Annotated in this window: 12 protein-coding genes; 3 read left to right on the top strand and 9 right to left on the bottom strand. The window is 68.3% G+C overall.

Annotated elements, in window-relative coordinates:
* The first annotated feature begins 1 nt into the window (after position 1).
* Both SY26_RS01815 and SY26_RS01810 read left to right on the top strand, forming a co-directional pair.
* Positions 2-376: a DUF2237 family protein gene (locus SY26_RS01815; protein WP_045999036.1), complete on the top strand. Its 375-nt coding sequence runs from the start codon at positions 2-4 to the stop codon at positions 374-376.
* Complete coding sequence (locus SY26_RS01810) at positions 366-965, top strand: DUF4893 domain-containing protein (protein WP_045999035.1); 600 nt, start codon at positions 366-368, stop codon at positions 963-965. The genes SY26_RS01815 and SY26_RS01810 overlap by 11 nt, the downstream gene beginning before the upstream one ends.
* Here SY26_RS01810 and trpB read toward each other — a convergent pair whose 3' ends face one another.
* Complete coding sequence (trpB, locus tag SY26_RS01805; RefSeq protein WP_045999034.1) at positions 966-2,192, bottom strand: tryptophan synthase subunit beta; 1,227 nt, start codon at positions 2,190-2,192, stop codon at positions 966-968.
* A gap of 215 nt (positions 2,193-2,407) precedes the next feature.
* Between trpB and SY26_RS01800 the strand changes: the two genes are divergently transcribed.
* Positions 2,408-3,112 (top strand): gamma-glutamylcyclotransferase, encoded by a 705-nt coding sequence (locus SY26_RS01800; protein ID WP_052715079.1) that lies wholly within the window; start codon positions 2,408-2,410, stop codon positions 3,110-3,112.
* 42 nt (positions 3,113-3,154) lie between these two features.
* Here SY26_RS01800 and SY26_RS01795 read toward each other — a convergent pair whose 3' ends face one another.
* The 8 genes from SY26_RS01795 to xdhB all read right to left on the bottom strand — a co-directional run bounded on the left by SY26_RS01795 (position 3,155) and on the right by xdhB (position 13,068).
* Positions 3,155-3,916: an SDR family NAD(P)-dependent oxidoreductase gene (locus tag SY26_RS01795; RefSeq protein WP_045999033.1), complete on the bottom strand. Its 762-nt coding sequence runs from the start codon at positions 3,914-3,916 to the stop codon at positions 3,155-3,157.
* Positions 3,913-4,194: a hypothetical protein gene (locus SY26_RS01790; RefSeq protein WP_045999032.1), complete on the bottom strand. Its 282-nt coding sequence runs from the start codon at positions 4,192-4,194 to the stop codon at positions 3,913-3,915. Before SY26_RS01790 ends, SY26_RS01795 begins: the two co-directional genes overlap by 4 nt.
* On the bottom strand, positions 4,191-5,198 hold the full coding sequence (locus SY26_RS01785) for a phosphotransferase family protein (protein WP_045999031.1): 1,008 nt from the start codon (positions 5,196-5,198) through the stop codon (positions 4,191-4,193). The genes SY26_RS01790 and SY26_RS01785 overlap by 4 nt, the downstream gene beginning before the upstream one ends.
* Positions 5,195-6,406, bottom strand: a complete 1,212-nt coding sequence (locus SY26_RS01780; protein WP_232303240.1) for an acyl-CoA dehydrogenase family protein — start codon at positions 6,404-6,406, stop codon at positions 5,195-5,197. Before SY26_RS01780 ends, SY26_RS01785 begins: the two co-directional genes overlap by 4 nt.
* A gap of 98 nt (positions 6,407-6,504) precedes the next feature.
* Complete coding sequence (locus SY26_RS01775) at positions 6,505-8,448, bottom strand: potassium transporter Kup (RefSeq protein WP_084693640.1); 1,944 nt, start codon at positions 8,446-8,448, stop codon at positions 6,505-6,507.
* A gap of 314 nt (positions 8,449-8,762) precedes the next feature.
* Positions 8,763-10,043 carry a guanine deaminase gene (gene guaD / locus SY26_RS01770; RefSeq protein WP_045999030.1) on the bottom strand — a complete coding sequence of 427 codons (1,281 nt, stop codon included), beginning with the start codon at positions 10,041-10,043 and terminating at the stop codon, positions 8,763-8,765.
* Positions 10,031-10,762 (bottom strand): xanthine dehydrogenase accessory protein XdhC, encoded by a 732-nt coding sequence (gene xdhC, locus SY26_RS01765; RefSeq protein WP_045999029.1) that lies wholly within the window; start codon positions 10,760-10,762, stop codon positions 10,031-10,033. Before xdhC ends, guaD begins: the two co-directional genes overlap by 13 nt.
* Positions 10,759-13,068: a xanthine dehydrogenase molybdopterin binding subunit gene (xdhB, locus tag SY26_RS01760; protein ID WP_045999028.1), complete on the bottom strand. Its 2,310-nt coding sequence runs from the start codon at positions 13,066-13,068 to the stop codon at positions 10,759-10,761. The genes xdhC and xdhB overlap by 4 nt, the downstream gene beginning before the upstream one ends.
* Between the last annotated feature and the right edge of the window lies 1 nt (position 13,069).

The raw sequence follows: 13,069 nt of genomic DNA, 5'->3' as shown, positions 1-13,069 counted from the left end.
CATGGACGCTTCGATCAATGTGCTGGGCGGCGTCTTGCAGCCCTGTTCGACCAAGCCGATGACCGGATTCTTTCGCAACGGCTGCTGCGACACCGGGCCCGAGGACCGGGGCAGTCACACGGTCTGCGTGATCCTGACTGACGAATTCCTGGCGATGTCGCGCTATCTGGGCAATGACCTGACGACCCCGCGGCCGGAGTACGGCTTTGCGGGGCTGAAGGCCGGCCAGCGCTGGTGCCTGTGCGCCAGCCGCTTTCTGCAGGCGGCGCAGGAATTCGCCGCGCCGACCGTGGTGCTGGAATCCACGCACAAACGCGCGCTGGAGATCGTGCCGCTGGAACTGTTGAAGCGCCATGCCGGGACCGATGCGGACTAGGACGGCGATCCTGATCGCGGCGCTGGCCGCGACACCCGCCGCGGCCTTCGGCCCCGACCTTGCACCCATCATCCGCGCCGAAGACCGCATCCGGCTGGAGCAGGTCGATGCGGTGGCCGGACGCACGCTGAGGGGCGCCCTTGCGCAGGGAACCCCGGACGATCTGGCCGTGCTGATGCAGGGTCTGGCAGGCCGCCCCCTGCCCGCCGATCAGGTCGCGGCCCTGCTGCCCGGCGACTGGTCATGCCGGATGCTGAAGCTGGGCGGCGGGTTGCCTCTGGTCGTCTATCAGCCGTTCCGCTGTCGCATCGACACCGACGGCGGGTTCGTGAAACTGAGCGGCTCACAGCGGATGCAGGGCATGATCGGCGATCTGGACGGGGCACAGGCCTATCTGGGCACAGGCTACATCGCCGGCGATACCGCCCCGCCCTATGCCGACCTGCCCGACAGCATCGACCCCGCGGCCACGCCGCAGCGCGTCCCCGAGGTCGGCATGGTCGAGGTCGTCAGCCCGACCCGGGCACGCATCCTGATGCCCCTGCCGATGCTGGAATCGGACCTGAACATCCTGCTGCTGACGCGCTGATCAGGTCTTCAGGTCCTGACCCAGATGCTTAGCGACGGTGAAGATGTCCTTGTCGCCTCGCCCGCACATGTTCATCACGATGATGTGGTCGGCGGGCAGGTCCGGCGCGATCTTGATGACATGCGCCAGCGCATGGCTGGGCTCCAGCGCGGGAATGATGCCTTCCAGCGCGCAGCACAGCTGGAACGCGCCAAGCGCCTCGTCGTCCGTGATGCTGACATATTCGGCGCGGCCGATGTCCTTCAGCCAGGCGTGTTCCGGCCCGATGCCCGGATAGTCCAGGCCCGCGCTGATCGAATGACCCTCCAGGATCTGGCCGTCATCGTCCTGCAGCAGATAGGTGCGATTCCCGTGCAGGACGCCGGCGCGGCCGCCCGACAGGCTGGCGCAATGCTCCATCCGGTCGTCCACACCCTTGCCCCCGGCCTCGACGCCGATGATGCGCACGTCCTTGTCGTTCAGGAACGGATAGAACAGGCCCATCGCGTTCGACCCGCCGCCGATGGCCGCGATGATCGTGTCGGGCAGATGCCCTTCGCGCGGCATGATCTGCTCGCGCACCTCCTTGCCGATGATCGACTGGAAATCGCGCACCATCGCCGGATAGGGATGGGGCCCCGCGACCGTGCCGATGCAGTAGAACGTGTCGCGCACATTGGTCACCCAATCGCGCAGCGCGTCGTTCATCGCGTCCTTCAGCGTGCCGCGCCCCGACGTGACCGGGATCACCTCGGCCCCCAGCAGGCGCATGCGGAAGACGTTGGGCGATTGGCGTTCGACGTCATGCGCGCCCATGTAGACCACGCATTTCAGGCCGAACCGCGCGCAGACCGTGGCCGTCGCGACCCCGTGCTGGCCCGCGCCGGTTTCCGCGATGATGCGCGTCTTGCCCATGCGGATCGCCAGCAGGATCTGGCCCAGCACATTGTTGATCTTGTGCGCGCCGGTGTGGTTCAGTTCGTCGCGCTTCATGTAGATCTTGGCGCCGCCCAGGTGCTGGGTCATGCGTTCCGCGAAATAGAGCGGGCTGGGCCGGCCGACGTAATGCGTCCACAGGTCGTCCATCTGCGCCCAGAAGGACGGGTCGGTCTTGGCGCGTTCGTATTCTGCCTCCAGGTCCAGGATCAGCGGCATCAGCGTCTCGGACACGAAGCGACCGCCATAGATGCCAAAGCGCCCCTGATCGTCGGGGCCGGAGGTAAAGCTGTTCAGCAGATCGTCGGCCATGGGATGCGCCTTTGGGTTATTTGCGTGTCTGGGCAACCGGAGTGCCCCTTGCCCCTGTTCTAGCCGCCATCGCGCGCAGGGTGAAGCCCGTGCAGGCAGGCGGCCCGCGAAACCGCCCGATTTGCGCGCGACGTCGTGACGCGGACAGGTTTGGCGATTGACGCCCGGCGGATGACGGTCAAAACCTGCGCCGGACACGCCACACCGGAGGGATGATGCCCAAGGCCCGCACCCTGTCCCTGAGCGATCACCACGTCGCCAGCGTCGCCCCTGCCGAGGGGCTGCTTTACAATCCCGCCTGGCGGATGCTGGAGGATGGCGACCTGGACGCGCTGGCCCTGCGGCTGACGCAGGGGCGGACGGGCCCGATACCGATCTTCGCCTATGGGTCGCTGATCTGGAACCCGGGCTTTGCGGTGCAGGACCGCCGCCGCGCCACGGCGATAGGCTGGCACCGTGATTTTTCGCTGACGCTGGACCATTTCCGCGGAACGCCGGAACGGCCCGGTCTGATGCTGGCGCTGGCATCGGGCGGCACCTGCGAAGGGCTGGTGCTGGACATCGCCGAAGGCACCGAGGTCGAATCCATGCGCGCCATCCTGCGCCGCGAACTGGTCGCGCACGAGCTGGCCGCGAACGCCTGCTGGATCCAGGTGCGCACCGATCGCGGGGTCGAATCCGCGCTGACCTTCTATGCCGATCCGGTCGACGCCCCCGTGGCGCGCCTTCCGGTCGAGGAGCAGGCGCGGCTGTTGGCGACCGCTGCGGGCGCTGCGGGCTCGGGCGCCGAATACCTGCTGCGCACCGCGCGCGGACTGGCCGAATGGGGCATCGAGGACGATTACATCTGGACGTTGCAGCACCTGGTCGCCGAACGGATCGAGGCCGAGGCGGGCTTTGTGCCCCCGACTGGCCGCTAGCCCATCCCGCGCCCCTTGCGCCAGTGGCCGTGGGGATCGCGTCTACAGCGGCGACAGCAGGTGGCCGCCATCGGCCACCAGAACCGATCCGGTCATGAACGCCCCCGCGTCAGAGGCAAGCAGCAGCAGCGGCCCGGCCAGATCGGCGGCCTGCCCCAACCGCCGCTGCGGAATGCAGCGGATCTGGGCCTGGCCATGGTCGGTGGCAAAGAAATCGCGGTTGATGTCGGTCTCGACATAGCCGGGGGCCAGTGCGTTCACGCGGATGCCATGGCGCGCCCATTCCAGGGCGTGCTGTTTGGTCAGCTGGATCAGTGCGGCCTTGGACGTGGCATAGGCGGAGACCCCCGCCCCCTGCCGCAGCCCCAGGATCGAGGCGACATTGACGATAGCGCCGGGCCGCCCCGCCTTGACCAGCCTTGCGGCCACCGCCACCGACATCCGCCGTGCCCCGTCCAGGTTGACGCCCATCACCCGCGCCCAGTCCTGGTCGGACTGTTCCAGCGACGCACCGGGAATGGCGATGCCGCTGTTGTTCACCAGCAGGTCGACCGGGGTACCTGCCCAGGCCTCGGCCCCGTCTAAGGCGCGGCGCACGCTGTCCGGATCGGTCACGTCCAGCGCAGTGACATGCGCATCGGTCAGCTGCCGCGCCAGCACCTGCATGGCCTCCACCCGCCGCGCGGCCAGGACCACCCGCGCGCCAGCATCGGCCAGGACGCGCGCGAACTCCGCGCCAAGCGCGCCCGATGCCCCGGTCACCAACGCCACGCGCCCGTCCAGGCGGAAACGATCCATGCTCATGCGGGCTCCTCGGCGGTGGTGGGGTCGGCGATCCAGGCGCGCAGCCGGGCGGCGGCCAGCAGGCGGGCATGCAGGTCGGCGTCATGGTCATGCGCACCCGCCCGGATCGCGGCCACGTCGGCGGTCACGTCCCGCGACGGGCGGGCCAGCTCTCGCTGCGCCATGGCCAGCGCATTAGCGGCCAGCAGTGCGTGGTATCGCGCATCGGGCCCGCCAGGGGCGATGTCCCGGCGCAGGGTCGCCTCGGCCTCCGCGATCAGGTCCAGCGCGTCGCTCATGCGGCCTCCGGCGCGGTCATCTGCAACAGGCGGTATTCTAGCGTATCGGCGATGCGCCCGGTCAGCGCCAGATGCAGCGAACGTTCGGCCCCGCTGTCGTGGCGGTCGCCCTGCTGCAGGGCGATCACGGCCCACCGGATATGGGCCATGACCTCCCACCACCGCACGCGGTCGGGATCAGGGACAATGCCCCCGGCGGCGGCATAGCCCGACAGGACGGCCGCGCGGTTGGCGATGCCGCCACCCTCCAGATCGGGGCGCGAAAACCGCCAGCATTCCGCGCAGAACCACCCCAGATCGCAGGCCGGGTCCGACCAGGCGGCGAATTCCCAGTCCAGAACGGCCGTCAGCCCATCAGCATCGACCAGGAAATTGCCGGTGCGGAAATCCTGATGTGTCAGGGTCACCCTGCCCGGCGCCGGCGCGTGGCGTTCGGCCCAACGCAGCGCCCATTCCAGGCCCGGTCGCGGCGCGGGCCGCGCATCCAGCCATCCGCGCAGCCCTGCCACCGTCTGCAGGGCCGGATCGGCGGGGCGGGGCCCCAGGACCCTTGCCAGCGCCTGGTCCGGATCGATCCTGTGGATCAGCGCCAGCTGGCGGCCCAGTTCGCGGCCCAAGGCCTCGCGGTCGCCGCCAAGCGTCGTGTCGCGCACGACCTTGGGGCCATAGCCGGTGCCGCCCACCCAGGCCATCACGGCAAACGGCACGCCGATGATCTTTGGGTCATCGCAGAAGCCCAAGGGTTCGGGCACGCGCACACCCGCGCGGTGGGCTGCGGCGATGATCGCATATTCCTCTGCCCGAGACCGGCTGGCGGCGATGGTGGCCGGGGCGTCGCGACGGATCACCAGGCGGCGCGACATCCCGTCCGCCGTGACCGTCACCGCCCAGTTCTCCTGGATCGCGCCGCCAGACAGCTTGTCCGCGGCGGTGACCCGCGCACCGGGCAGGTCCAGCGTCGTCGCCAGCCAGGCGTCAAGTGCGGCGTTATCCGTCAGGCTCATGCGCCCCAGCCCCAGAAGTCGTCCCCTTCGCGCGCATAGGCATCGGCCAGCACCATCCGGTGCACCTCGGAGGCGCCATCGACCAGCCGCGCCTGCCGGGCATAGCGATAGATCCATTCCAGCACCGTGTCGCGGCTGTATCCCCGCGCGCCGTTCAGCTGGATCGCCACGTCGGCGGCCTGATGCAGCGTGTCTGCGACATGCAGCTTGGCCATCGACACCTCCTTGCGGGCATGGCTGCCCTGGTCCAGCGCCCAAGCCGCATTCATCGTCAGCAGCCGCCCGATCTGAATGTTCAGCGCCACGCCGCCCAGCATCAGCCGCACCGATTCCCGGTCGGCCAGCCGGATGCCGAAGCCCTCTCGCGCATCGACATAGGCCTGCGCCTCGGCCATCGCGCGCTTGGCCAGGCCCAGCCAGCGCATGCAGTGGGTCAGCCGCGCGGTGCCAAGCCGGATCTGCGTGACCTTCAGCCCGTCGCCCACGCCCATCAGGCGGTTCTCGTCGGGAATCTCCAGCCCGTCGAACTCCAGCTCGCAATGGCCGCCATGCTCCTCGGGGCCCATGATGGCGATGCGGCGCAGGATCTTCCAGCCGGGCTGGTCGCGGTGGAACAGGAACGCCGTCAGATGGCGGCGCTTCTCGTCGGGATTGGGGTCAGTGCGCGCGATCAGGATGAAATGCGCCGCCCCCTCGGCCCCGGTGATGAACCACTTGCGGCCCGTGACGCGCCAGACATCGCCATGCCGCACGGCGGTCGTGCCGATCATGCCGGGGTCGGACCCGCCACCCGGCGCGGGTTCGGTCATCACAAAGGATGATCGCACCGCGCCCGCCACCAGCGGCGCCAGCCAGCGCGCCTGCTGATCGGGGGTGCCGACGCGGGCCAGGATGTCCATGTTCCCGTCATCGGGGGCCGCGCAGTTGAAGACCGCGGGCCCGAAGATCGAGCGGTTCGCCTCCTCGTACATCACCGCGCGGCCGGTGACGGGCAGGCCCATGCCGCCCAGGGCCTGCGGCACCTGCGGGCACCACAGCCCCGCCGCCCGCGCACGCGCGCGCAGCGCCTGCAGGGGCGCATCGGCGATGTTGTCATGATCGTCCCAGTTGGCGCGGTCAGCCTCGACCGGCAGGATATGGGTGTCGACGAAATCACGGGTACGGCGGCGGATGTCCTCCAACCGGGGGTCCAGGGTGAAATCGATCATGTCAGTCCTCTCCTCGCGCCATCCGCGTCCTGCCGGGGCCCACCATCCACCAGCCTCCGCGCGATGTCGATGCCGGGCGATCCAGACCCGGCGCCGCGTCAGATCAGCAGTTGCTGACCCAGGACGATCACGCGGCTGCTGGGCAGATGATAGAAGTCGGTGGCGTTCGCAGCGGATTTGGACAGGGACACGAACAGCGTCTCCTGCCAGGCGGGCAGTTCGCGCGTCTTGCCGGGGCGGAACGTGCGGCGGCTGAGGAAGAAGGACGTCGACATGATGTCGAAGCGCACGCCTTCCTTGCGCGCCAGGGTCAGCGCCTTGGGCAGGTTCGTCTCCTCCATGTAGCCGAAACACATGTCGATGCGGATGAAGCGGTCGGACAGGCGCGCCACCGTCAGGCGGTCGTTGTCGGCGACATAGGGGCGCGTCGCCACGGTCACGCAGACGATGATGTTCGTCTCGTGCAGGACATGGTTGTGCTTGAGGTTGTGCAACAGTGCGGCCGGCGCGATGTCGGGTTCCGCGGTCAGGAAGACGGCGGTGCCGGGCACCTCGACCAGCCGGTCAGACCGGGCCAGCATCTCTATCAGCGCGGCCGTCGGGGTGGCGCTGCGCCGGGCCTGGGCCTGGACATGGCGGGTGCCGCGGATCCAGGTCCACATCAGCACGATCATCACGGCGGCCATCATGATCGGCACCCAGCCCCCGTTCGGGATCTTGATCGCGTTCGATCCCAGGAACAGCAGTTCCAGCGCCAGCAGCGGCGTGACCACCACGGCGACCAGCATCAGGGGCCAGCGCCAGACCCGCAGGAACACGACCGAGGCCAGGATGGTGGTGATGACCATGTCCCCCGTCACCGCGATGCCGTAGGCCGCGGCCAGGTCCGAGGACGACCCGAACACCACCACCAGCACGACCACGCCGATGGCCAGGATCGCGTTGATCTTGGGCAGGTAGATCTGCCCCTCCTGGGTCTCGGAGGTGTGCAGGATCTCGAGCCGGGGCAGCAGGTTCATGCGCACCGCCTGCTTGACCATCGAGAACGCGCCCGAGATGACCGCCTGGCTGGCGATGACCGTGGCCATCGTTGCCAGGATCACCAGGGGCAGCAGCGCCCAGGGCGGCGCCATCAGGAAGAACGGGTTCGTCACCCGGTCGGGATGAGCCAGGATCATCGCCCCCTGCCCCAAATAGCTGAGCGTCAGGGCGGGCCAGACCAGCAGCACCCAGGCCATGCGGATCGGGCGACGCCCGAAATGGCCCATGTCGGCATAAAGCGCCTCTCCTCCGGTGACGGCCAGGAAGACCGATCCCAAGACGATCAGCGAGGCCAGCTTGTTCGTGACCAGGAACGCCCCGGCATGCACGGGGCTGAGCGCGCGCAGGATCGACCAGTCGTCGCCGATATGGGACAGCCCCATCACCGCCATGACGACGAACCAAGTGACCATGATCGGCCCGAACAGGATCGACACCGCCCCCGTGCCCCACCGCTGGACGATGAACAGCCCGGTGATGATGGCCAGCGTGACGGGCACCACGTAGGGGCCGAAGGCGGGGGCCACGATGGTCAGCCCCTCGACCGCGGACAGGACCGACATGGCGGGTGTGATGATCGCGTCCCCGAAGAACAGCGATATGCCGATCATTCCCAGCACCATCAGCCAGACGGGCCGCTTGCCAAGTGCCTGCTGGATCAGGGTCACCAGGCTCAGCGTGCCGCCCTCGCCCCGGTTGTCGGCGCGCATGATCAGGGCCACGTACTTGAAGCTGACGATCGAGATCAGCGTCCAGATCAGCAGCGAGATCACCCCCACCACATCATCCGGCGACAGCCCGTCGCGCGACGCGGCGTGCAGCGATTCGCGCATCGCATAGATCGGAGAGGTTCCGATGTCGCCATAGACGACCCCGATCGCCCCCAGGACCAGCCCGCCCAGATTGCTGGAACCATGCTGCCCCGCGGTGGGAAGATCGGACAGGTGCGCCGATGCGGCGGCAGGTTGCGCCGGACCGTCGGGGGTGACGTGATCGCTCATGTGTCGACAACTCTCTTGGCAGCGCCGTGGCCTGCAGGCGCTGCCGCCTCTAGCAGGCACGCGTCGCATTGAGAAGAACGGCCCGCGTTCATCTGACATCCACGAAGGCGATCACGTCAAACCCTAGCCCGGCAAGACCGGCACCATGCGTGCCGCCTGCCCATCGTTCAATCAGAACGGCACGATTTTGCCAAGCCGGATCGGGTGGCAGGTTCGATCTGTCGTTGGGTCACATCGTTAGGGGCCGAATCACGCCTGTCCCCGGCGCGACGCGCGCAGGCGGCGCCGAACGTCGCCCGGCTGCCAGAGGTGCATCAACCAGCCTTCTGCGGGCGACCGGCGACATAGGTCTGGGCCACCGCGCGGTCGTCGCCCATGATCTGCAGGATGAACAGCTCCTGCGCCAGGGTCTCGGCCTTTTCCATCCGCAACGCCATGGCGGGGGTGGCACGGGCGTCGAGGACCACCAGGTCAGCGGCGCTGCCGGGGGCCAGGGTGCCGATCTCGGCCTCCATGCCCAGGGTCAGCGCGTTGCCGCGCGTGGCCCAGTGGAACGCCGCCAGCGGATGCAGCTTCTGCCCTCGCATCTGCAGGATCTTATAGCCCTCGGCCAAGGTCTGCAGCATCGACCAGCTGGTGCCGCCGCCCACATCCGTTGCGATGCCGCTGACGATGCCCGCGGCGCGCAGCCCGTCGGCGTCGAACAGCCCCGACCCCAGGAACAGGTTCGAGGTCGGGCAGAACACCGCATGGCTGCCGGTCTCTGCCATCCGGGCGATTTCGCGGGGTTCCAGATGGATCGAATGGCCCAGCAGCAGCTTGTCGGACAGCAGGCCGTAGCCCTCGTAGATGTCCAGATAGTCGCGCGCCTTGGGATAGAGCGACAGGGTGTATTCGATTTCGTCGACGTTTTCCGACAGATGCGTCTGCACGTGGCAGTCGGGATGGGCGCGGGCCAGCGCGCCGGCCGCTTCCATCTGTTCGGGGGAGGACGTGATCGCAAAGCGCGGCGTGATCGCATAGCGCTGGCGGCCCTTGCCGTGCCACGCCTGGATCAGCGCGGCGCTGTCGTCATGGCCCTGCTGCGGCGTGTCCAGCACGGCGGCCGGCGCATTGCGGTCCATCATCACCTTGCCCGCGACCATGGCCATGTCGCGATCATGGGCGGCAGAGAACAGCGCCTCGGCGCTGGCCTTGTGGCTGGAGCAGAAGGCAACGGCGGTCGTCGTGCCGTGCGCGGTCAGCTGGTCCAGGAACAGCCCCGCCATGCGAGTGGCATGCGCGGGGTCGGCGAATTCCGCCTCGGCCGGGAAGGTATAAGTGTTCAGCCAGTCCAGCAGCTGTGCACCCCAGCTGGCAATGACCTGCAACTGGGGAAAATGGATATGCGGGTCGATGAAGCCCGCCAGGATCAGGTGCGGGCGGTGGTCGATCTCCTCCAACCCGTCGCGGGTCAGTTCGGCATGATCGCCGACGGCGACGATGCGCCCGTCATCGATCAGGATGGCCCCGTCTTCCCAGAAGCGATGATTGTCGGCCGAGTCCTGGGGATCGGCATGAAAGTCGAGGACGCGGCCCCGGATCAGCTGTTGCATGGGTATTTTTTCAAAGAAGAAGAGGTGAGGCGCGCCATCAGTTCGGCGGCGGTGAAGGCGGCGATGATTTCGGGGCGCTTGTCGCGCGAGAACCCCGCCCCGATGGGACAGGTCAGGCCGGCGGCGTCGACCCCGCGCGAGGCGGCGAAGCGTTCGAACTGGGCCCGCTTGGTGGCGCTGCCGATCATCCCGACATAGGCCAGGTCGGTGCGGGCAAGCGCCTCGGCCGCCAGCAGGAAATCCAGTGCGTGATCGTGGGTCACGATCACCACGGACGTGCCGGGCCGGGCTGCGCGGATCTGCGCCTCGGGCAAGGGGGTCAGCAGGGTCGGGCCGCTGGCCTGCGCCAGTTCCTCCGGCCGGCTGTCGATCAGCAGGGCGTTGACCGGCAGCGGTTCCAGCGCCCGGGCCAGGGCGCGCCCGACATGGCCCGCGCCAAAGGTCAGCGCGTCGGCGTATTCCTGTGGCGCGGGGCCGTGCCGGTCCAGCGTCAGCACCACCCGCCCGCCGCAGCACTGGCCGATCTGGGGGCCCAACGGCACGTCCATGGTGGCATCGGCCTCGTCCCGCGCCAGCATCTGCCGCGCGCGGTCGATCGCCATGTATTCCAGCTGTCCACCGCCGATGGTGCCGGTGACCCGGTCTGGGGTCACGAACATCTCGGCCCCCGCCTCTCGCGGGGTCGAGCCCAGGGCCCGGGTGACGCGGACGCGGATCATCCGCGCAGCCGCTCGACCGCCATCAGCACGCGTTCGGGCGTGGCGGGCGCATCCAGACGCGCGGGCGTGCGATAGTCGGCGACCGAGGCCACGGCCATGTTGATCGCCTCGAACACGCTGATGCCCAGGACGAAGGGCGGCTCTCCGACGGCCTTGGACCGCTTGATAGTCCGCTCGCTGGCCTCGGACCAGTCGGCCAGCGCGACGTTGAAGATGCGAGGGCTGTCGCTGGCAAGAGGCACCTTGTAGGTCGACGGCGCATGGGTGCGCAGGCGGCCCTTGGCATCCCACCACAATTCCTCGGTCGTCAGCCAGCCGGCACCCTGGACGAACGCGCCCTCGACCTGACCGCGATCCAGCACCGGGTTCAGGCTGCGGCCCACGTCGTGCAGGACGTCGGCGCGGTCGATGACGTATTCGCCGGTCAGCGTGTCCACCGACACCTCGGCCACCGCGGCGCCATAGGCGAAATAGTAGAACGGCCGCCCCTGCCCCGTCGTCCGGTCCCAGTGGATCTTGGGCGTCTTGTAGAAGCCTGCCGCCGACAGCTGGATGCGCGCCATGTACGCCGCGCGGATCACCTGGGCAAAGGGGATCATCTGATCGCCCGCCCGCACGTGCCCCGGCACGAACGCCACCTGGTCGGGGGCGACCTGCCATTTCTCGGCCACGAAGGTCACCAAGCGCGCCTTGATCTGTTCCGCCGCATCCAGCGCCGCCATCCCGTTCAGGTCGGTCCCCGACGATGCCGCCGTGGCCGAGGTGTTCGGCACCTTTTCCGTGGTGGTCTTGGTGATCTTGATGCGGCTCAGGTCGCACTGGAACGCCTCGGCGACCACTTGGGCCACCTTGGTGTTCAGACCCTGCCCCATCTCGGTCCCGCCGTGATTCAGGTGGATCGAGCCGTCGGAATAGACATGGATCAACGCCCCTGCCTGATTGAACCAGGTCGCGGTGAAGCTGATGCCGAACTTGACTGGGGTCAGCGCGATGCCCTTGCGGATCACCCCACCCTTGGCGTTCCAGTCCAGCACCGCCTGCCTGCGGGCGTGATAATCGCTGCTGGCCTCCAACTCATCGAAGATGCGCGGCAGGATCTGGTCCTGCACCGTCTGGTGATAGGGCGTCAGCTGGCCGTTCTGGTACAGGTTGCGCTTGCGCACCTCCAGCGGGTCCATGCCCAAGGCATAGGCGATCTCCTCGACCATGCGTTCGGCCACGATGGCGCCCTGGGGGCCGCCGAAGCCGCGAAAGGCGGTGTTGCTGACGGTGTTCGTCTTCATCGGGTGGCTGCTGATGCGCACGTCAGGATAGAAATAGGCGTTGTCGGCGTGAAACAGCGCCCGGTCGGTCACCGGCCCCGACAGGTCCGCCGAAAAGCCGCAGCGGGCATAGAAATCGCCCTCCACCGACCGGATGCGGCCGTCATCGTCGAAGCCCACGGCGTAATCCACCACGAAATCGTGCCGCTTGCCCGTGGCGATCATGTCGTCGTCCCGGTCCGGGCGGATCTTGACCGTCCGGTTCCAGCGCTTGGCCGCGACGGCCGCGACGCAGGCGAACAGGTTCATCTGCGTTTCCTTGCCGCCGAAACCGCCGCCCATGCGCCGCACGTTCACCACGACCGCGTTGCTGGGCACCCCCAGGACGTGGGCCACCATGTGCTGCACCTCGGACGGGTGCTGGGTCGAGACGTGCAGGACGACCTCGTCATCCTCGCCCGGCACGGCCATCGCGATCTGGCCCTCCAGATAGAAATGGTCCTGCCCGCCGATGGCAAAGCGACCCTCGATCCGGCGCGGCGCGGCGGCCATCGCCGCAGGCGCATCGCCGCGCTTGAGTGTCAGGGGGTCAGTGACATAGCCCATGCTCGCGTCGCGCGCCGCGATCGGGTCCAGCGCATGGGGCAGCACGTCATAATCGATCCGCGCCTTGTGCGCCGCGCGGCGCGCCTGGTCGCGCGTTTCGGCGATGACCGCAAAGACCGGCTGGCCCCAGAACTGCACCACGCCTTCGGCAAAGATCGGGTCGTCGTTCTTGCCGTTGGGCGACACGTCGTTGACGCCCGGCAGATCGGCCGCCGTCAGGATGCCCAGCACGCCCGGCTGCGCCACCGTTTCGGTGAAATCCATGCCCGTGATGCGGCCATGGGCGCAGGACGACAGGCCCAGATAGGCGTGGATCGTGCCGGTGGGCTCGACCAGATCGTCGGTGTATTCGGCACGGCCGGTGACATGCTTGGCGGCGCTGTCATGGGCGGTGTCCTGATGGGCCTGGCCCGTGATGGTCGCGGTGTCGTCCTTCATG

It is taken from the genome of Paracoccus sp. 228, from assembly GCF_000967825.1.
Lineage (GTDB): Bacteria > Pseudomonadota > Alphaproteobacteria > Rhodobacterales > Rhodobacteraceae > Paracoccus > Paracoccus marcusii.
This window is presented reverse-complemented; position numbering and strand designations above follow the sequence as displayed.